The sequence below is a fragment of the Sphingomonas sp. PP-CE-1G-424 genome, assembly GCF_004341085.1.
Lineage (GTDB): Bacteria > Pseudomonadota > Alphaproteobacteria > Sphingomonadales > Sphingomonadaceae > Sphingomonas.
Genome location: NZ_SLXW01000014.1, coordinates 28,522 through 48,135 on the forward strand (window position 1 = coordinate 28,522; position 19,614 = coordinate 48,135).

The following is a 19,614-nucleotide window of genomic DNA, read 5'->3' on the forward strand; positions in this document are numbered from 1 at the left end:
GCCAAGCCAACGCGTGACGCGCACCTAGAGATCGTTCAATCGGTCAGGTACTCGCTTCAACCTTGTCCTTGAACCTTAATGACAGGCGGTCGTGAACGCGCACTGGGCATGGCAGCTAGTGATATCGTGGAGATGAACAAGCGTCCGCACTTGGGAGGCGGGGAAGGGCGCCTGAACGTCTGGGTATGGGTCGTCCAGCCGCCAGTTGCTTGTGCAATCAGGGCAGCACGGCTGGTTTGGCGGGGCCTCCGTATCGACGGAGCCGATGGCTGGCGCGATCAGCGAATCTATCGCATTGCGCGGTTGATATGACAGGTTACTCCACAGCGGGCATCGCGCCACTGCTCGCGTTTGCGACAGCGGCGCTGGCTGCGCCGCTCGCGGTCCATACGCCTGCTCCCGGAAGCCCGGAACGCACCGCGATCGTCAAGACGCTCCACGCGGGCGACGATAGCGCGCAATCGCGTTTCACCTTCCGCGCGTTTCGCGTCCTTTGGGCGGGCCCGGGTGCGATTGCCTATGTTCGCGGCGCAGGGCCGGTCGGCACCTTCCAGGCCATCCTAAAGCGCGACGGCCGGGCTGGATGGCGCAAATATGGGGCGATGGCGATGGCGGCAGCAGCAGCTGCGAAGTCGGCGCGCGGCATTATGCCTGGGCCTTGCAACTTCTGCGTACCTACACGGCCAACCCCGATACGATCTTTCCGGGCATCGTCGCGCGGACCGGGGAATTGCGACGCATGGCGAAAGCGAGGCCCGACGCGCAATGCGTCGGTGATTTAGACGGCGGCCCCAGCTGATCGCGGGACATTGGCCCTGTTTAGCCCAACTTGCCCATGTTGCCGGCGTGGGGATCTGCTAACAGGAACAACGCGTTAGGAACCCGTACCAGCCTTGGCTTGGAGACGGGGCACGCAAGAAAAACGAGCGCGCGCTGTCGGCCACGAAACGAGCGCCCGTAGCTGCGGACGCGCCTGAAACCTGATCAGACGAAACCGCCATTGGCGCGGATCGTCTGACCATTGACCCAGCCACCATCGGGGCTGGCTAGAAATGCCACGACCGACGCTATGTCGTCCGGCTGGCCAAGCCGCTTCAGCGGATTGGCGTCGATCATCGATTGCACCACGGCCTCCGACTTGCCGTTCATGAACAAGGCCGTTGCCGTCGGCCCAGGCGCGACCGCGTTCACGGTAATGCCACGCATGCCCAGTTCCTTGGCGAGGATACTCGTCATGGCCTCGACCGCAGCCTTCGTCGCGGTGTAGACGCCGTACCGGGGAAGTAGCGCGCCGACGACGCTGGTCGAGAAGCTGATGATCCGACCTCCATCGCGCAAGCGAAGCGCACCTTCTCGCATCCCGCGGAAGACGCCAGCGATATTGACGGCAAGCTGGTGATCGAAATCGGCGTCGCTGACGTCGGCAATCGGCGCGAAGATGGCCACACCCGCATTGTTGACCAGGATATCGAGCCCACCGAATGTGCGTTCCGCAGCGTCGAACAGCGATGGTATCCCGCCCGGCGTGCTGACATCTGCCTGTACCGCGATCGCTTCGCCGCCTGACGCGGCGATCTCGGTCACAACGTCCTGAGCATCCTCCTGACCCCGCGCGTAGTTTACGATCACGGCCATTCCGTCGGCCGCAAGGCGCTTCGCGATGGCAGCGCCGATGCCCTTCGATCCCCCGGTAACCAGTGCAACTTTACGTTCCGTCATGATCCGTCTCCTTCTGAGACGGGTATATAGACGGTCGTGTGGCCGGGATAATCGGTCAGGTCTTGCCAAGTCCATTCGGGTATGGCGAACAATGGGCATGGATCGCCTCGAAGCCATGCGGCTGCTCGTACGGGTCGTCGAACGTCGCAGTTTCACGGCGGCGGCAACCGATCTCGATATGTCGCGCTCGACTGCGACGGAGGGCATCAAGCAGCTGGAAGCCCAGTTGGGCGTGCGCCTGCTGGAACGCACGACACGGATCGTGACACCGACACTCGATGGCGACGCCTATTATCGTCGCTGCATCGCGATACTGGCCGATATCGAAGAGGCGGAGGGCGCGTTTCAGGATGCCGAGCCGCGTGGGCTGCTTCGGATCGACGTCCATGCGATGATCGCGCGGCGGTTCTTGATCCCGCACATTCCCGCGTTCCTTGACCGTTACCCGCGGATCGATCTTCATATCGGCGAAGGGGATCGCCTCGTCGATCTCGTGCGCGAAGGCGTGGATTGCGTCATCCGTGCAGGCGAGCCAACTGAAAGCGGCTTGATCATGCGTCGTGTTGCCACGCTGAACGAGATGACGTGCGCGAGTCCGGCATATCTCGCGCGCCACGGCGTCCCAGCGACACCCGCCGATCTCCAAGGTCATCGAATGATCGGCTATCTGTCATCGCGAACCGGCGAGATCATCCCCCTGGAATTTATGGTCGAGGGCCGGCTCGACTACATCACATTGCCCAGCCGCGTTACGGTCGGCGGTGCCGATGCAATGGGGGAGCTTGCCCGGCTGGGCATGGGGCTTATCCAGGCCCCGCGTTATCGCTTCGTCGACGATTTTGCCGCTGGCACGTTGACTGAGGTACTGACCGACTATCCACCTTCGCCGACGCCGCTCGTGGCGCTCTATCCGCAGAACCGACAGCTCTCACCGCGTGTCCGGGTTTTTCTTGATTGGGCTATAGGCATTTTCGCATCGGTCGATCTTTAAGAATAGGTGCCACCACGGTTCTGCGCGGTATCCGATGTCGCGATTGATCGGCGCCAATTAACACGAATGGGCGGCAAGCTGTTGGAGCCTATATGCGCCCTGTTTAAGTGCAAATGTTAACGAGTGTCGGAAGTTGGGAGGCGGGGAAGGCGGCTTAAATGACCGGAACTGGGTCTTCAAGCCAAGGTAGCATCAGAACGGCTACCTACAGTCGGCCTTGCTCGGAAATTTCAGTGATGCGATCACGAACAGTCTGAAGGCATTCATCCGCTCGAATACCAATCAAAATCTCATTGCATTGATCAGCAATATAGACGGCGTTCTGGGCGGCTTGCTCGATCAAGGCCAGCTGCTGCAAACGGGCTTTCACTTCGGGCATATTTTTACCTCCGTCATCTCAGCAGATTTCGCGATGCCCTCTGGCGAGCTCGATGTTCGCCGCCTCGTTTGAGATCTGTTTTCTAGCCATATTCGGGTCTCTTCCCGAAACTCAGCGGGAACCCGCGTGGCGGCATGATCAGCCATGTCGCGAAGTGTTCTCGCTTTCAGAACATCCTTCATCCGCGCGTCGGCTTCCAGCATCACGGCGTGGATCCCGCATACGCCGGACGTCGCCCAGGCAGGGGGCGTTTGACCGTACAAGGGGCATGCATGCCTAACATTGCGGCAGTCGAAGAGCGCTTTTTGGCCGTCAACTGCGATCACGACGTCATAAAACGATATTTCTTCAGCCGATCGGGCGAGGCGAATGCCGCCCCGCATACCCTCGGTCGCGACGACTATCCCCGCCTTGTTGAGCTTGGTCGTCACGCCTGCCATGAACTTCACTGGCAGTGCGCGCAGCGTAGCCAGATCCTTAGAACTTGGCGCCGCTGCGTCGTCAGGCAAGTCAATGATGTAGAGCAGGGTATGAAGTGCATACTCGACTGCCGTACTGATATGGCTCACGTGAAACTCCGACCCGACGGGTGGTAGTTAAACCAATCGCTCGCTCACCGCAAACGCTGAGTTTCTCACGCTACCGAGCACCTGAGCGTTCATCCCCGCCCACGCTTTGATGCGATCGGCAAAGGGTCTCAACGCGGTCGATTGCCAATAGCATCAAACCCCAGCATCTTTGTGCGTTTTCGATCGTCTTTTAGTTGTGCTAGATGGGGGGTAACAACCGGTAGCAGTCACTTGCCAAGCATACGAAGTAAGCCGATCTCGTAAACCTTAAGAAAATTAACTTAAATTATTCGAAAGGCGCTGAATGCCCGTCGCTCATTGTGTATCCAGCATGGCAGGGATCATTCTAGATTTTGATGACGGGTTCTGTCGACTGGTTCAGCGCAGGCCTGATCGGTTAATTGGTATATCGTACAAAGCTATTACCGCTCCTGCTGATCTCTCCAGAAGTAGTAAAATGCTTACGGGGCTGATAGATAAGGCCGCTCCAACCCATCTGCGCAAAGCATATGTACGTCCCGATGGCAGCCTTATAAAAGCGGATCTTTTGGTATCCAAGTTCGGCGATGAAGGACGTTTGATAACGACATTGTCTTGGATTGACGGGAGGCAGGAACCGTCACCGTCACGGCTTTGGAAAGCAGCCCTTCGGGTCAAGCATGTTTATGACGCGCGGCTCATCGAGTTAGGAAAAGATCTTTTTAGCGATCATGTGGGCCTGATTCTACTTCACATGTATCTGGCAGAGGCGGAAGGTCGTGTGGTGACGGCTTCACAAGTCGCAAAATTAATTAACCTTCCAGAACAATCTATGGATCGATGGGTAAAAGCTCTGGTTCATCGTGGCCTCGTAGAAATCCCGCTCAGTAATTTGGGATACATTCAGCTCAGCCAGGACGGAATTATAAGGCTTGAACGCCTGTTTTTCGCGACGTTAGCGCCTGAGTCGCTGGCAGTTGCCTAGGCGGACCTTCCTTTTTCACGTTTTCGCCGCAAGTAACAGTTAGATGGCTCTCTCACCCGACTATTATTCTGTTCTAGGCGTGCCCTCGACGGCAAGTCGCGAAACTATTCATGCCGCGTGGAAAGCGCTACTCCGTCAACATCACCCCGATGCCAATCATGGTGCGGATGTCTCTGCTCGTGCGAAAGAGATCAACGAGGCGTATTCCGTTTTGGGGAAGAAGGAAGCACGCGCCGCCTATGATCGGTCGCAGATCAGGCCGTCTGCTTACCGAGCGACCGCGGACCGCCCGTTTCACCCTAGGAAAGCCGGCGGGCGCCCTACGCGACCTAGCCCGTCGATGCAGCCCAGCGGTGGCTTCTCGCAGCCCCTACAGCCCAACGAATGGCTGATGGGCCTTTTCCTGCTGATTTTCACCGCCGCACCGATCGCTACAATCCTGGTTCTGTGGAATGAGGAATCCGGATTGGCACCTACGGTTCGACGTAGCGTCGCCGCTCATCCCGTGCCTGAGCCTCTCGCAAAAGCTGTCGGAAGCTCATCGCGCACAAGACTCCGACCTGGACAGCCTGCACCTTAAATTATTGCCCTGTCGCGACATTCGAGTTCGCGGGGTCAGGCTCCCAAAGCGGTCGTAACCCCGAGATGAACAAGCGGCCGAAGCTGGGAAGCTGGGAAGGGGGCGGGGACGTCTGCTTGTGGGTCAGGCCCGCCGACCCCATAAAGGACGTTGCGCTCTTCATGCCCGCTCTTACGGTTACCCATCGAGGACTTGCAGCGGCGCCGACGTGTCTCATTTTCGACGTCGCCACACGACTATTGAACCTCACCCGCTGGAAACCATCAGCGCATCGAGGGTTGGAGGCGTGATGGTGCCGGTAACGTCGAGACCGCGAGCCTTCTGGAACTTTCGTAGGGCCGAGCGCAGCGCCGGCCCGACCACTCCATCAACTGCTCCCGAGTAGAGGTCCTGGGCCATCAGCGCGATTTGGACCCGGCGCACAATCGACGTGAAGCGCTTCGTTCTTCCTGACAGTGCCGGTAGCCCGTCCGGGGGGGGCGCCGCTGCTCTGGTTTCACGTGCGAACAGAGGCTGCACCGATGGTGTGGGCTCTGCCGGAGCTGACGGCGTGGGAGCTGGCGCGACGTACGGCGCAGAATAGGTCGGTGTGGTGTCGTAGCTCGGGCTGTACCCGCCGCCCGATGACGAGCGATGACTAGTATGGCTGTAATGACCGCCGCCGCCACCGCCCGAGCGGTGGCTCGAATGGCTGGAATGACTGCGATGCTGGGCAAGCGTGATCGCGTGATCCTGCGAGAATCGACGCAGGAGGGCGCCCCCCTGTGGATCATCAATAGCCCGCATCGTGGCTTTCGAGAATGCCTGCGCCAGGGCGTCCTGCTGGCCAGAGAAGCCAGCCGCCAGCAGGCTCGACACAAGGAACTTAGTTCGTTTCACAACGGTCTCACGGTCACGCGTGCCTCCTCATCGGGATGCCATTCGAAGAAGCCGGAGCATTTCGTCTGCTCCCGGCAATCGCTGCACGCTGGCGCGAACTTGCGCTTCCAGTCGGAGATCGAAGCGATCGCAAGGCTGCGATAGGCGGCGGGAACCGTGCAGCGAGGAAAGTTGAATAGCTGCGCTCTCACGCCGTGTAGCAGAGCCCGATCCAGTGCTTCCGCGATCGGCCCGAACCGCCCGCTGTGGTCGAAGAAGAGGGCGGGCCACCTGTTTTTCGCGAAGCCGACATGTTCCAGCTGCATGATCGACCAAGCTTCGACAAAGCGAAGCCTTGACGATACGTAGCCCGCGAGAGCCGGTAAGCCACCGACATTGTCGTTCATCACTACCGTTCTCAGTTCGATCCGCGCCCCAGCAATCGCGAGGTAGGAAAGGCCCTCTTCGAGTTGTGCAAAGGCGCCATCCTTGCCGACCAGAAGGTCGTGAAGGGCAGGTTCGGTGGAATAGAGCGGGATCCCCCAGCTGACGCGCCGGTAATCGGGAGCGCCAAGCCGCTGGATGTCAGCCGCCGTAAAATGCTGACCATTGGTCAGAACGTGGAAGCTCAGATCCGCGCGAATGGAAAGCGTCCGCTCCATCAACGTGAGAAGGCGCTCCTTGTACAGCGTGGGCTCACCCCCTGAAATTCCGATGAGCATACCTTCTGGGGCTAGCAAACACGCCCGCTCGAGTAGATCGAAACGGTCGATGTGCGTCTTCTTTGGTGGCTGAGAGCACATGACGCACAGCTGATCGCAGCGCTCGGTCACCAACAGCGTGTTCGTCGTCGACTCGGCTCGGAGCAGACGTTCGATGCGGCGGCGGGCCGGATCTACGAGCACTACCTCACCTTCAAGCTGCCCAGGAGGTATGCCCTCAATAGCAACTATGCCGAACGCGCCGCTGAACAAGCCTCCTTCGGCGTCCCCGTCAACAAGCACCGCATCGTGCGGGTCGAAGGAGCTGGCAGTACTGCGGAGTCGCGTCACATAAGGCCTCTCGGCGTCGGCAGTGGCGGGACGGATGAGTTCGATCATGACAGTCGCTCCCCGAACGCCGAAGGCGTGCCCGGAATTCGAAGCCACCGTCCCAGGGAGTGTCTCACGGCCTCGTCGTCCGAATATATGAGCTCAAAGGCAAAATCGAAGAGATGAAGGTGTCGGCGGCAGAAGTCAGTTTCGCGCCTGGGCAAATCCATTCGTCCGTAGCGTGCAAGATCGTCCACTACGTCGCGTCCTCAGAAGGGCTGGAAGGCGCAGCGCATGCAGTCGGGGTCAAACTGGTTCGTCACGCCCGTGTTGAGCAGATCACGCGCTGGGCCGTTCCATCCGTCAGTGACGCTGCCAATCGCTAGATCAACGACACCAGAGCGCGCGAGCATTCGGGCTTCATCCGTGGGATAGACGGTGCCGTCGTGATCCACGACGATATAGTCGACCCCCATCGGGTTCGGGTTGCGCAGATCGACATGTCTTTCGAGGCCGGGCTGAAAGATCCGTCTCAACGCGATGCTCAGGTAGGTCTCTTCCAGCACGCGACCGCGGTCCAACCAATTGCGCTCGATCAGGCGCCGGACAAAGCGTTGGTAGTATCCGCGCCAACCATCATCCTGTTCGCGCGAGGTGGCATGCCGTTTCCTCGCGAAACCCTGATAATTGATCGGGCGCAGGAAGATACTGTCCAGACCAAGCGTGACGTATGCATCAATCAGCTCGTCGATCTCGGGCGGCGAGGTGGGATCGATCGTGGGTAGAGCGGAGATTTTCCGTGGGCCGTGACGATCCGTCAGCGAGCGAAGATTGGCGAAAAAGGCATCCGTAATCTCGAACGTGCCCGTGCGGTTGCGCGAGTGAGTGGCGGCATCGCCATCGAGGGAGGTGCTGATAAACACGTCGGGACGGTCGAAGATCGCCATGATCTCATCGTCGACATGCTGAAGGTTGGTGCAGACTACGAATTCGACCTGTTCAAACCGCGCGCAACGCTCGATCACCGCGCGGATGAGGTCTGGTCGGAGCGTAGGTTCCCCGCCCTGGAACTCGATCTTGAGCCGCGGCGTCTCGAGGCGGTCAATCATGGTCAGGACTGCGGCTAGCGTCTCTTCGCTCCAGTCGAAGCCCTGCCGCGTTTCGGCGACGCGCGACACCTGACAATAGCTGCACGACAAGTTGCATCGAAGGGTGGGGACCAGGATAAGATAGTCCAGCGTTCCAACGGATGCGATGCGATCAGCCACCCCGCGCGTATGTGCAGTCGCGCCGAGTAAGTCGCCTTCCTCGATCAAGAAGCCGCCTGATCGGAGAAAGGCCCGGTCGCTATCCGATATGCGCTCGTCTGCCAGCCGTTCCAGAAAGTCCGGCGATCCGACAAAGAAGCGTCCGGCGTCACTGACCGCAAGCGCGCTTCCACGACCTGTCGGTCGAAGGCGGAGCGGTACGAAGCTCAAGCGACCAGCAATGCGAGGACGGCTTGGCGGTCTGCGCTAGCTTCCGCGACGAGGCGTTCATTCAGCAGCCACACGCGCCAGCAATGTCGTGCTTCGGCCTCGTCTTGAGCACCTGAGATCATCACGTGGCGGCCCTCCACCTGGGCTCGAAGCGTATCCGAGACCATGGCCACGCGTTTCGCTGCTTCGGCTTCGTACGGAGCGTCGCGCATCGACAGCTCCATCAGAACTTCCACCATCCCCACGCCGTCCCCACATTCAGCTCAGTTCAAAATGCTATGAGCGAGTATACGCTACGGCAAGTCTCTAATTCTTAAATAAAATTCCGATTGCCGATCAGTGCGACAAGGTTAAGCTCCGCGAAGGACAACTCGGGGGGGAATCTTGGTCGAACGCAGGCCCGTGCGGCTAACACCTAAACCGGCGCTTATCCCTCCGGCTGGCACAACTCCGCCGAAAAATGCCGGGAATAACGGTTGGCTGATCCTTGTCGTGGCAGTTGCGCTGCTATTCGGCATTTCGAAGTGCTCGTCATCGACGGGCGTTTCGACTTCAACCACGCCCGTTGCCGAGGACGTGGGTAATGCTCAGGAGGCGTTGGTAACTGCTGTGGAAGCGCAATCACCTCTGCCGCCCCAACCGCTGAGCCCCGCAGGCGTTCGTCGGGGCGCCTCACGCGTCTCCATCGCTGCGAAAGAAGAACTCGCCGGTGAGATGATCTACAGCCAGAACTGCTACGATTCCGTCGCACGAACCTTTAGCTGGCGAAAGCTCGACGAGTGCGGGGGCTTCGACGCGGAAGCGAGCTCAACGCTCGGCGACGGAGAACCGGTCGGTGCGGAGAAGGAGCTGGCTTGGTTCGATACCGAAGCAGCGGCCGGGCGGTATCTCAAAGCTGCCGTCGCAGCTGGACTGGATACCGACGCCGCGGACCTCCGCCTCTCGGCCCTGCAGGCCAAGGTAAACGCACAACACAAGGGGAGACCAGAAACTGCGCCGTCGGTCACATCGCCGACCGGGGGGCCGGACGATCAGTCCGCGCCCGCCGACGAGGAAGAGAAAACGACAGCTACCGCCTGACGCTAGCGTTTCAACAATTCCGGTCGAGCCAAGCGAAGCGCGGCTGAGATCAGCTACGCGGGTGGCAGTCTGTTGATCAATACGCCGCTTCCGATCGACGCGAGGGCGGATCGCGGTCGAAGCGCCGGCCATCTATACAATTTCATCTGCTGAGACAAAAGCAGCCATCGCAGCGAGATTAACGAATGGCAGAAGTTGGGGAGCGACAAACAGGACGCGAATGTCGTCTTGTGGGTCAATGACGTCGGACTGACCAATTCGTATGGCCGCCATTCAGAATGACACGCTATGCCGAACTTATGTCTTACCGCGTTCAAATCGCTCCTCGGCCGATCGTTATTGATGACGATGGTCTTCCCGTCCCGAACTCGCACGTACTCGAGATCATCTTCCCCACCGATAGCATCGATACGGCCGCGGGCCCGACCAGCTCAATCATAGGCGCCGGCATCGCCAAGATCCTCGTAGCCGACGTTACCGTGAGAGGTGTGGGTCTCTGTTGAACCCCCGGCTTGATACTAACGTTAAGGCAATGTGGCCCATTGGCCGTCGAGGCGCCTGATCTGGCACCTCGGACAATTTTAAGCGCAGAAGCCTATCGCAGCAATAAGACTTTCTCAGAGAACGGCAGCGTCGGACATAGTCTGGTTACTCAGGCGGGATTGTCGACGGGGCAGGATCGGGCGGGGGCGGGGACGTGCACCCTATCTCGCTATCGAGGCTTCGAAACGAGGCTGCGTTGGCCATCGGAAACAGGATTAACCGGCTGCGAAGCACGACGTGAGCAAGAGATACTCGGCCCTTGCAATAGTCTACGGTACGCTGTGTCGCCTGATCGAAAACGAACGCGCTGATCCGGCTATCTGCAAGCGCCACGACCTTCCAATAGCCTGATGGGACGCGTTCTAGCACGGGCCCGGCGGGTAGCGGCGCCATTAGACGTTCGAACAAGGGGCCGGTGTATACGTAGACGGCAGTGTTCAGTCGCTGCGCAAGCGAGCGCTCTTGCCCTTCCAGTGCGTTCCACGGCCCCTGGTTCAGCGCTGAAGCCTGAGGGGTGATGTTCGACAGGATGTTGGTGTCAGCGGCAAACGGCGTGCCAGAGAATGCCGCAAGCGGCGCTTGATGACCGCGGTCAGTCCGCAGAGCCTGATTGGCCCCGTCATAAGCTTCCGGGGCGAGCGTCTCATCGGCAGCAAGCGAAAGGTCGGAGCGCCAGTCGCGATCCGACGACGGGCCGATCGATGAGGGCGTTACGCGATATGCGACCCAGTCCGCGAGCTTGGTTAGGTCGTTGGACGACAGCGTGTAGATCTCGCGCACGACGGTGTCGTTCGTGGCCGGCGCCCCCAAGGGACAGCCGAACAGGCAGTGGAACGTGTGCAATTCACCATCGCTAGCCAAGGCAGGGGAGGCATATACCGCTACCGCCGCAATCAGGGCGATACGCCTGAGCGTTTTGACCCAACGACGAAATCGAGCGTCCGGGTAGATCATAAGGCTGTCGTAAAAACACTGCATGACCAATTTCTATAGCTGGCTGATGACGCCTGTGCGACGATCATAGAACACCTGAGGACCTCGTATGCGCGACGACCAGGATTTCCCGATCTACACGGCCGATATGTTCGCATCGCCCGCTGACGAATGCGACATCGTCATGAAAGGCGGCGTCACTAGCGGCATTGTCTATCCATACGCGATTCTGGAGCTTGCTCGCCGGTATCGGTTCCGCTCGATTGGCGGCACGTCCGCCGGCGCGATCGCCGCGTCGCTGGCAGCAGCGGCCGAGTATGCGCGCACGGTGCGCGGTGATCCTGCCGGCTTTGTCCGTCTGCAATATCATTGTGACGAACTACCCGAGCGCATGGCCGCGCTGTTCCAGCCTGAACCTCGCTTCCGCCGCCTATTTCGGTATCTGCTACGGGCCCAGAGCGGCAGCAGCGCGCTGAGCCTAATTGCAGGTCTGCCACTGGTGGCACCGTTTCAAGCTATGGTTGGTACCGTCGTCGGTGCGATCGGTATGTGGGCGTTACGAGCCGGACTGGCGGGCATTCTCCTTGGAGCACTTGTCGGGCTGGTCGCCGCCCTACTTGTGCATGTGCAAACGCTTATCCGAACGCAGCTGCCGCGAAGCGACTTTGGTGTCTGCCCGGGCACTGATCAATCTGGCGGGAACGGACCCGCGCTGACCAGCTGGCTTCATGCGGCGATCCAAAACATCGCATTCGGTGAAGACTGGCGGAGCCAACCGCCGCTAACCTTCGGGCAATTGCAAGGGACCAGCTCAGGCGAGCAGATTGATCTGCGGGTTATTACGACCAACCTTGGCATGGGGCGGCCGCATACGCTGCCAACCCTCGGCATCACCGCGGCATACAGCGATACCGAGTGGCGGCGACTGTTTCCGGGCGATGTGTGCGAGTGGATAGCGGGATCCGTTGCCGAACCGGCTCAGATGCCTGGGCTCTTAAGCTTTCCCTCCCCGGTCGATCTGCCGGTCCTCGTTGCCGCGCGGATGAGCCTTGCCTTTCCGCTGCTGTTTGCAGCGGTACCGGTCCATGTCCGCGACTTCGCGAACGCCGAGCTTCAGCGCGCCACCGGCGCTACGCCGATAGTCGAAAACCGCGTATCCTGTTTGCCGATGGCGGCATCAGCAGCAATTTTCCTATCCACCTGTTCGATGCCTTGTTGCCTGCTCGACCGACTTTCGCACTCAGCCTTGACGACCTTCCCCCCGGAACAACAACCGGGGACCAGCGGGTATTCATTCCTGCTACCGCTCGCCAAGGCTTTGGGTTGCCGGCGCGCGAGACAGTGTCCGTCAGCGGTTTGTTCGGATCAATCCTGAGGGCGGCGAAAGACTGGCAGGATCAGTTGCTGAGTACGATGCCAGGACAGCGCGAGCGTATTGCCCATGTCATGCTTTCGGCAGACGAAGGCGGCCTCAACCTCACCATGCCGCCAGAACGTGCGCGGGCACTGATGTTCCGCGGGCTCGAAGTTGGTCGTCGATTTGCTGATGGCGCACTCGATTTCGATGAACACCGCTGGCGGCGTTCGTTGGTAGCATATGACCAGCTCGCCCGGATGTCAGACACCGTCCATCAAACTTGGTCGAGCGGCTTCGGTTCGTGGCTGCTTGGCTATCTGACACATCCAAAAAGCTATCGGCGTCTCACAACGACAGATCGGAGTATGATCCATCATGCTCTAGGCGCGGTTGCGGATCTGGATGACGCATTCGAGCCCGGCATCAACGACGCCTACCGCAAGTTGCCGCGGCCGGTAGGTACCTTGCGGGTTAGTCCGCGGTACTGACCTGCCTGAGAAGCGTCGCAACTGACCGCGCGCCATTTTTTCGATGAATGCGATGACCCATCAGCTCGGGGCATCTAAATCTTAGCAGTGATCAGCAGCCGTTCAGTGCCATTGCAGCCGATCGCATTGCGAACAGTCTGTCCGATGCCGCTGGCGCAAGATTTCCCCATGCGAAGGCAGAACGATGCGGGGCCGCTTCTGCCCATATACGGGCGGCCAGTTGGGAAACCTGAGCAGCTGTCGCCGGATAGCCGCTGCCGACGCAGTAAACCAGTTCGTCTGGCATCAGAGGGGATAGGCTGACCACGCGCGTGACTCCAGTTGCAGAGCGCAGCGTCTAGGTCAGTTCCGTTGCGGCATCATGACACGTAGGAAAGGCGTGCCGCTGAGTTATCGTTGTCTGACCATGCCTTCGGCTGAGTGGCTGTCATTACATCAGCTGCGATCTTCGCCTCGGCTTCGCTAGCATACGCTACATCCACCCACCGACCGTCTTGCGAAAGCAAGCCCCAACGGCCTTGAAACTCCGGTTCGACCCTCGGAGCAGGAACCCAAATAAGCTTCTGTGCCATGATCCGACTCTAGCCGCGAAAGCCGGATCCGGTAACGCTTCTTTAACCTGCTTTGGCTTTGCCGACGTCGTGTGGCCAAGACGGCACAGCCCTGAGGTTAGTCCGGGTTGGAAATCTCTCGACGAACTTCGTTCTCGGACCACCACGCTCGCCAAGCCCGTTGAACGTATGGCTGAACGTGTGAAGCGGGGAAGGGCGCGTGAGCGTCCACTCGTAGGCCGCTTAGGTTGCAAACCTGACGGTAGCTAACGCCAGATCCCGCCATTCATCTTGGCTCGCGGCACTGTCCAATCTGGTTTCGTTCGTCCTTTACGTCGCAGTCAGGCATGCTTTTGACGAACCCAATCATGCCGTTCAGCAAAGATCGCCTGCATCTCTGCCATGTTCTCGGTACCCCAAACACATAATGGCTCAAGTGCCAGAGCAAGGCTCTGACCAAGCTGCGTCAGCGTGTAGTCGACGCGTGGCGGCACCTCCTTATAGTCGTTCCTGCGCAATACGCCGTCTGCTTCCAGCTCCTTCAGATGCTGGATTAGAACCTTGTCGCTGACGTCGCGCACCGCGCGCTTCAACTCACCGTAGCGCGTCGGTCCGCGTAACAGGAAATACAGGATGAGTGGCTTCCATTTGCCAGAAATGATTTTGAGCGTCGCGTCGAGGCCACAGGTGAAGGCGGGCGCAACGGGAGCGGGCTCGACGATGGCGGGTCTAAGGTGATCAGACATAATTGATACTTACCAAAAGGTGCATACTTACCCACAGGTAAGTCGAGCGCCAGCTGCATGCAACCAAAACTGGAGGCATGTATGAACCGACTAAACGGCAAAACCGCGATCATCACCGGGGCGGCACGGGCATCGGCCTGGCGTCGGCAAAGCGCTTCATCGAGGACGGCGCGTTCGTCTACATCTTCGGCCGGAGACAGGAGAAACTAGACGCGGCAGTGGCCACGCTCGGCGCGAATGCGCGTGCGGTGGCAGGATCGGTCACAGATGCCGGCGATCTTGACCGGCTGTTCGATACGGTAAAGCAGAAGCGCGGGACGCTCGATATCCTGTTCGCCAATGCTGGGACCGGCGCCCTCGTGCCGCTCACCGAGATCACGTCCGAGCATTACGACGAGACCTTCGACATCAATGTGAAGGGCACAATCTTCACCGTGCAAAAGGGCTTGAAGCTGATGGGCCAGGGTGGTTCGATCATCCTTACCGGCTCGACCACCGGCGTGATGGGAACGCCTGCGTTCAGCATCTATAGCGCTTCGAAGGCTGCTGTTCGTAACCTTGCGCGCAGCTGGGCGCAAGATCTGCGTGGTACGGGTATCCGCGTCAATGTCCTGTCGCCACGACCAACGCTAACTGAGCTGGCAGCCGAGGTTGTCGGTCGCGATGCCATGATCGAGATGGGGTCTACCACGCCGATTGGGCACGTCGGCGACCCGTCCGAAGTCGCAGCAGCCGCGGCGTTCCTCGCATCGTCGGATAGCAGCTTCATGACGGGCAGCGAGCTGTTCACCGACGGAGGTTTGGCTCAAATCTGACGAACTAAGCCAGCGGGCTAGAAAGTCCGCTGGCTTCGAACAGGGTACCGGTCAAATCAAGATGCTTAGACCCAAAACGTTCTTTCCTTGGTCAGGCCTACCAGAACCCGAGCAGGCGATGCTCGCCCGGGTACGGACTATCCGCTGTTCCGAAAGTTACGCCGGTTGTCCATTTCCGCCCGTCGAACCGAAGATCTGGCCTGTCGAGTAGCTCAAGGACGGATCGGCTGCGGCAACGTAAAGTGCCGCAATTTCCGCTGGCTGACCTGCTCTTGCCATCGGCGAGTCTCCACCGAAGGTTCGCAACTTCTCAGGCGTTGCCCCGCCGCTGACCTGCAGCGGAGTCCAAAACGGGCCGGGCGCAACGGCGTTGACGCGGATACCGCGGCTGGCAAGCTGCTTGGCCATGCTCTTCGTGAAGTTCAGCACCGCGGCACGGGTCAGCGCATAGTCGACGATGTCGGGTGAAGGATTACCAGCCTGCTCGGAGGACGTGTTGACGATCACCGCGCCTGCACTCATCCGTTCGAGTGCCGCCTTCGTCAGCCAGAACGGCGCGTAGACGTTTGTTTTCATCGTATCGTCGAAGTCCTGGCTCGAGATATCGGCGATGCCGGGACGCGTCTGCTGACGGGCCGCATTGTTGACTAGGATATCGAGCCCGCCAAGCTGTTCGCTCGCTTGCTGCACAAGCCGTCGGCAAAAGCGCTCGTCGCGTAGATCACCGGGGATCGCGACGGCCTTGCGACCCTCGGCCCGGATCAACGCGATGACTTCGCGAGCGTCAGGTTCTTCGGCCGGCAAATAGTTGATCGCAACGTCCGCGCCCTCTCGCGCATACGCAATCGCTGCAGCGCGACCAATGCCGCTGTCTCCGCCGGTTATCAGGGCTTTCTTGCCTGCCAGCTTGCCTGAACCCTTGTAGCTTTTTTCGCCGTGATCGGGACGCGGTGTCATCTTCGACGCAAGACCGGGCCAAGGCTGCCGTTGCACGGGGTAGGGGGGCTTGGGATACGCTGCGGCTGCCGGTGTCGTCGCGGCGTTACTGCCACCTCCTTGCGCTGCGGCGTGTCCAGCCGTCGCGGCGATGGCACCAGCGGTAATGGCTGCTCCCGTCACGAAGGTGCGTCGTGTGGTATCGGTCATCGTCATAGCTCCCGGAATGATCACAACCCCAAGCGCTAAACGATTGCTTCCGTTCCAAATTCGGCAGCTAACCGCGTCGTATCCTCTGCGCCTCCCAAGCATCTGCAAAAATGGATTATCTTCGAGACGGATGAGCATCAGCGAGCGGCATTTGTCCTCCTCCTAGCCACGCTTGCAACGCTAAACGAAGGTCTGATGTGGGGCATCGCGCGCGTGTCCGAGACCGGGTCCTGCAGCCCGCTTTATCAGGGCATCATTAGCGCGTGGCAGGCAATAGCAACCGTGTGCCTTCTCGGATCGTTACATCCGCTGAAGGATAGTAGTTATGGCCGCCCCACAGGACGAAGAACCGGGTTTTGAAACCGACGTCAACGAACTGCCGGATAGTAATAACGGTCCGGAAGATAGTCTTGAGAATAAGCCGTCGCCCGACGCACAAAACTCAGACGATCTCGAGGAGGCCCAGAAGGAAGGCGCCGAGTAGAGAGAAGAGGGCGGACTATATTGAAAAGGATTAGGAGAATTTGAGTGTTTTGATCAAAATGTGTTCGGAATTTCCCATTCGCCTTTTAAACATATAACCCTTGGCAGAGCGTCCTGTATCACTGCCACGCCTTAACCGGGCCGGTATTGTCGACGCGTCTGGCGTATAAGTTGCTTATCATCGGTGACTAATTCATCTTTTGCCTAACGATCAGATCTAGGATCGTGATGACGACCATGCGTCATCCATGTTAGATTTGTAGCGCGGATGAACGTGTTGGAGTGCCAGATCCTTAATTGGCTGCGGCCTCCTTCTTGAGCATCGCATCTTTAAGCGTATTGCCTGCGATCCCCCCGGCAGCGACCGCAACAACAACATTGCCGACGAAGAACTCGACGATACCAACGACGCTACCGAACGCGATCAGCGCCGACGTCGTGACCGGCAGCGCAGCCGTTGCCTTTCCGATCGCGACCTTCGCCTCCTGGCGGACAAGCCGGAGCCGTTCGAACACTGCCTCGAGCGATCCCCCTTGATCGACTGCCGCGATCAGATCGCCCAGCGCATGGTGCAGCGCCTTCAGCTGCTCCAGGGCTACCGCCCGATCGGCATCGACCGGCCCACCATTGTCGCGAGCGAGCTCCTCATCGTCGATCAGCCGTTGCAAGGCTTCCAAAGCAACAGGCGCTAACGCCTGAATGACAGCGGCATGCTCGCGCAGAGAAGGGCGCCCGGTCCAGGTCGCCGAACTGACGGCATCCGGTCCGCGAACCTCGTCCCACAGCGCCTTGAACTGCTCACGGACCATCTCACGCCGCAGATTGCGATCCTTGGTCTCTCGCGCATGACGTACGAATGCCTCAAGGCTGGGCTGCGCTGCGACAAAGGCCGGCGCCAACGGTCGCAGGTCGGTCCGGCCAAGCAGCGCCTGGCGTAGCGCTTTGTAGCGCGTGTCATCCGCCAGATCCTGGATCCCATCGCAGGCACCCAGACATAGAGTTTGCAGACGCTGCAGCGCCTCTTCGTCGTTCAGCCCTTCCGGCCAATGTGTTCCTGAATAGCCCATCGCATTCGATCCGTTTCGACTCAGCTGACGGTCGGATGCACGAATGTTTGCCTGTAGGACATAGCAAGAACATCAAAGGGCCAGAACGTCGCTAGACATACGGGTAGCGATGCTGTTGGTGGAGGGCACCGATGCCGATCCGCCCCGAACATGTCTTCCTGTATCCGATCGATTGGCCCCAGTTATCGCATCTGGTCCGCTTCGTGCGCGCAGGCGGACGCTGCGAACATTGCGGGCGTCCGCACGGTCAACGGGTCTTCCACATGGGCGACGGGCGCTGGTGGGACGAAGGCCGGTCATACTGGCGCAATGGCGACGGTCGGCGTGTTCGTCGGCCAACGGAGGACATCCTGAGCTTCGGCAAATGGACACCAGTGGTGCTCGCATGCGCGCATCTCAACCATGACCCTAGCGACAGCGCGCTTCACCAGCTGGCGGCGCTCTGCCAGCGCTGCCACATGATCTATGACGGTCCTGAACATCGCCGTCGGCGCTGGATGAACGCGCATTACCGGCGTGCGCTCGGCGATCTGTTCTACGGCCCATATCCGATGCGGGGGGCGGACTGGATCACGCCGACGCCGATCAGCATGCTCGACGATAGCCGTTCGCTATATGCAAACGTCCGGTAGCGCAGAGCGTCGGATACGCTGTGCCGACGGCTTTCAGGCAAAAAAAGGGGCCGCCAAAAGCGACCCTGGAAGTTTTAGGAGAGGATGCCTGAAAGGCGTCACCTTGGTATCCGGCAGACCGGGCAATGGCGAATGCAAAACTGGCTAATCCGGATTGAATTCCATGCACTTGGCGGGATGTCGGAGCCAAACTCCTCCCTTGGCTAGCTCGGCGCTAAGGCACGGCTGACGAAGGTTCGATAGCGCGGGAAACGGACTGGATCCGGCACGCCGATCCGCATGCCCAATGACAGTCGTTCGCATACGCGCATTCACGGTAGCCCGCCTCCGCGGCACATAGCCAAACGCGCTTCGCAACGTTCCCAGCCGGAACCTTATCCACATGAGTCTCGAGTCTGACGCTTGACCAAACGATTCTGGTAACGGAACATAAAGGGAACAGGTAGAGTCTAGACATCATGATCACCGCCCTCGAGTCCCTGCCGACAACCATCGCCCACCTGCGGACAATCGCAACGCCGGTGGTGGATCACCGCATCATGCCGTTCGGTATCCCTGCGCTCGACGATCGCCTCGCAAGCAGGGGCCTTCGCGCTGGAGCACTGCACGAGGTTGCCGCACAAAGCTGTTCGATGGTCGACGATGCTGCAGCAACGCTGTTCCTCGCAGGCATCGCCGCGCGAGAAGCGGCGCATACAGGCGGACCGGTGCTGTGGGTGAGCTGTCGCAACGATCTCTATGCGCCGGGCTTGGAGCAGGCGGGGCTATCATCTGCCGACTTGATTCACGCACAACCCCGTGACGATGCAGCCTTGCTGGCCGTCGTCGAAGACGCGGTGCGCGATGGAACGCCGTCAGCGGTGATCGCCGAGGTAAGCCGGATGTCGATGGTAGCGACGCGGCGCCTGCAACTGGTAGCGGCCGACGCCGACATCCCCGTTCTTATCCTGCGACGCAGACGTAATCGCGACCAGGATCCGCTCGCCGAGCCGTCTGCGGCCTGGACCCGCTGGCGGATCGCCAGTGCGTCGTCCGAGCGCCTCGGTGTTGCCGGCGTCGGCCGATCGCGGTGGCAGGTCGAGGTCGCACGGCAGCGTGGCGGCGAAGCATTTTCGATGATTTTGGAGGGCTGCGATGAGACGGGTTGTCTCGCTGTTCCTGCCGCACTTGGCCATCGAGCGGCTGAGACGGCTGGACCGGCACG

Annotated in this window: 20 protein-coding genes and 1 pseudogene; 10 read left to right on the top strand and 11 right to left on the bottom strand. The window is 59.9% G+C overall.

Annotated features, from left to right (window positions below):
- Positions 1-583 precede the first annotated feature (583 nt).
- Positions 584-799 carry a hypothetical protein gene (locus C8J43_RS20825; protein ID WP_133032483.1) on the top strand — a complete coding sequence of 72 codons (216 nt, stop codon included), beginning with the start codon at positions 584-586 and terminating at the stop codon, positions 797-799.
- A gap of 185 nt (positions 800-984) precedes the next feature.
- Here C8J43_RS20825 and C8J43_RS20830 read toward each other — a convergent pair whose 3' ends face one another.
- On the bottom strand, positions 985-1,719 hold the full coding sequence (locus tag C8J43_RS20830; RefSeq protein WP_133032484.1) for an SDR family oxidoreductase: 735 nt from the start codon (positions 1,717-1,719) through the stop codon (positions 985-987).
- Here C8J43_RS20830 and C8J43_RS20835 point away from each other — a divergent pair.
- Positions 1,673-2,710 carry a LysR family transcriptional regulator gene (locus C8J43_RS20835; RefSeq protein ID WP_243645713.1) on the top strand — a complete coding sequence of 346 codons (1,038 nt, stop codon included), beginning with the start codon at positions 1,673-1,675 and terminating at the stop codon, positions 2,708-2,710. The two genes, C8J43_RS20830 and C8J43_RS20835, sit on opposite strands and share 47 nt — an antisense overlap.
- A 205-nt stretch (positions 2,711-2,915) precedes the next feature.
- Here C8J43_RS20835 and C8J43_RS22080 read toward each other — a convergent pair whose 3' ends face one another.
- Together C8J43_RS22080 and C8J43_RS20840 are read right to left on the bottom strand one after the other, a co-directional pair.
- Entirely contained in the window at positions 2,916-3,089 is a 174-nt protein-coding gene (locus C8J43_RS22080) for a hypothetical protein (RefSeq protein WP_165899721.1), read from the bottom strand.
- Positions 3,077-3,658, bottom strand: a complete 582-nt coding sequence (locus C8J43_RS20840) for an Rrf2 family transcriptional regulator (RefSeq protein WP_133032485.1) — start codon at positions 3,656-3,658, stop codon at positions 3,077-3,079. The genes C8J43_RS22080 and C8J43_RS20840 overlap by 13 nt, the downstream gene beginning before the upstream one ends.
- 304 nt (positions 3,659-3,962) lie before the next feature.
- Between C8J43_RS20840 and C8J43_RS20845 the strand changes: the two genes are divergently transcribed.
- Positions 3,963-4,622, top strand: a complete 660-nt coding sequence (locus tag C8J43_RS20845; protein ID WP_207893474.1) for a PAS domain S-box protein — start codon at positions 3,963-3,965, stop codon at positions 4,620-4,622.
- An 826-nt stretch (positions 4,623-5,448) separates the two neighbouring features.
- Here C8J43_RS20845 and C8J43_RS20855 read toward each other — a convergent pair.
- The 4 genes from C8J43_RS20855 to C8J43_RS20870 all read right to left on the bottom strand — a co-directional run bounded on the left by C8J43_RS20855 (position 5,449) and on the right by C8J43_RS20870 (position 8,808).
- Positions 5,449-6,081: a peptidoglycan-binding protein gene (locus C8J43_RS20855; protein WP_133032488.1), complete on the bottom strand. Its 633-nt coding sequence runs from the start codon at positions 6,079-6,081 to the stop codon at positions 5,449-5,451.
- Entirely contained in the window at positions 6,078-7,160 is a 1,083-nt protein-coding gene (gene hxsC / locus C8J43_RS20860; protein ID WP_133032489.1) for a His-Xaa-Ser system radical SAM maturase HxsC, read from the bottom strand. The genes C8J43_RS20855 and hxsC overlap by 4 nt, the downstream gene beginning before the upstream one ends.
- 200 nt (positions 7,161-7,360) lie before the next feature.
- Entirely contained in the window at positions 7,361-8,569 is a 1,209-nt protein-coding gene (locus tag C8J43_RS20865; protein WP_243645714.1) for a radical SAM protein, read from the bottom strand.
- On the bottom strand, positions 8,566-8,808 hold the full coding sequence (locus C8J43_RS20870; protein ID WP_133032490.1) for a hypothetical protein: 243 nt from the start codon (positions 8,806-8,808) through the stop codon (positions 8,566-8,568). Before C8J43_RS20870 ends, C8J43_RS20865 begins: the two co-directional genes overlap by 4 nt.
- 253 nt (positions 8,809-9,061) lie before the next feature.
- Between C8J43_RS20870 and C8J43_RS20875 the strand changes: the two genes are divergently transcribed.
- Positions 9,062-9,649, top strand: a complete 588-nt coding sequence (locus C8J43_RS20875; RefSeq protein ID WP_133032491.1) for a hypothetical protein — start codon at positions 9,062-9,064, stop codon at positions 9,647-9,649.
- 648 nt (positions 9,650-10,297) lie between these two features.
- On the opposite strand, the gene C8J43_RS20885 is transcribed toward C8J43_RS20875, so the two are convergent.
- The gene (locus C8J43_RS20885) at positions 10,298-11,170 is read right to left on the bottom strand and encodes a DNA/RNA non-specific endonuclease (RefSeq protein ID WP_133032492.1); all 873 of its coding nucleotides are present in this window, start codon (positions 11,168-11,170) and stop codon (positions 10,298-10,300) included.
- A 64-nt stretch (positions 11,171-11,234) separates the two neighbouring features.
- Here C8J43_RS20885 and C8J43_RS20890 point away from each other — a divergent pair, with 64 nt between their 5' ends.
- Positions 11,235-12,500, top strand: a complete 1,266-nt coding sequence (locus C8J43_RS20890; protein ID WP_207893475.1) for a patatin-like phospholipase family protein — start codon at positions 11,235-11,237, stop codon at positions 12,498-12,500.
- A gap of 71 nt (positions 12,501-12,571) precedes the next feature.
- Entirely contained in the window at positions 12,572-12,970 is a 399-nt protein-coding gene (locus C8J43_RS22235) for a hypothetical protein (RefSeq protein WP_207893476.1), read from the top strand.
- Positions 12,971-13,862: 892 nt separating this feature from the next.
- On the opposite strand, the gene C8J43_RS20895 is transcribed toward C8J43_RS22235, so the two are convergent.
- Positions 13,863-14,267, bottom strand: coding sequence for a helix-turn-helix domain-containing protein (locus tag C8J43_RS20895; RefSeq protein ID WP_133032493.1), 405 nt, complete (start codon positions 14,265-14,267; stop codon positions 13,863-13,865).
- A gap of 81 nt (positions 14,268-14,348) precedes the next feature.
- On the opposite strand from C8J43_RS20895, the pseudogene C8J43_RS20900 reads away from it, so the two are divergent.
- Positions 14,349-15,082 (top strand): annotated as a pseudogene (locus C8J43_RS20900) (SDR family oxidoreductase).
- 156 nt (positions 15,083-15,238) lie between these two features.
- On the opposite strand, the gene C8J43_RS20905 reads toward C8J43_RS20900, so the two are convergent.
- A complete protein-coding gene (locus C8J43_RS20905; protein ID WP_207893477.1) occupies positions 15,239-16,228 on the bottom strand; it encodes an SDR family oxidoreductase in 990 nt (329 codons plus the stop codon).
- 325 nt (positions 16,229-16,553) lie between these two features.
- Here C8J43_RS20905 and C8J43_RS22085 point away from each other — a divergent pair, with 325 nt between their 5' ends.
- Positions 16,554-16,712, top strand: a complete 159-nt coding sequence (locus tag C8J43_RS22085; RefSeq protein ID WP_165899724.1) for a hypothetical protein — start codon at positions 16,554-16,556, stop codon at positions 16,710-16,712.
- A gap of 292 nt (positions 16,713-17,004) precedes the next feature.
- On the opposite strand, the gene C8J43_RS20910 is transcribed toward C8J43_RS22085, so the two are convergent.
- Positions 17,005-17,778, bottom strand: a complete 774-nt coding sequence (locus C8J43_RS20910) for a hypothetical protein (RefSeq protein ID WP_133032494.1) — start codon at positions 17,776-17,778, stop codon at positions 17,005-17,007.
- A 131-nt stretch (positions 17,779-17,909) separates the two neighbouring features.
- Here C8J43_RS20910 and C8J43_RS20915 point away from each other — a divergent pair, with 131 nt between their 5' ends.
- Positions 17,910-18,410, top strand: coding sequence for a hypothetical protein (locus C8J43_RS20915; protein ID WP_243645715.1), 501 nt, complete (start codon positions 17,910-17,912; stop codon positions 18,408-18,410).
- Positions 18,411-18,868: 458 nt separating this feature from the next.
- The coding region (locus tag C8J43_RS20920) for a protein ImuA (protein WP_243645716.1) at positions 18,869-19,614 on the top strand (746 nt) is incomplete at its 3' end.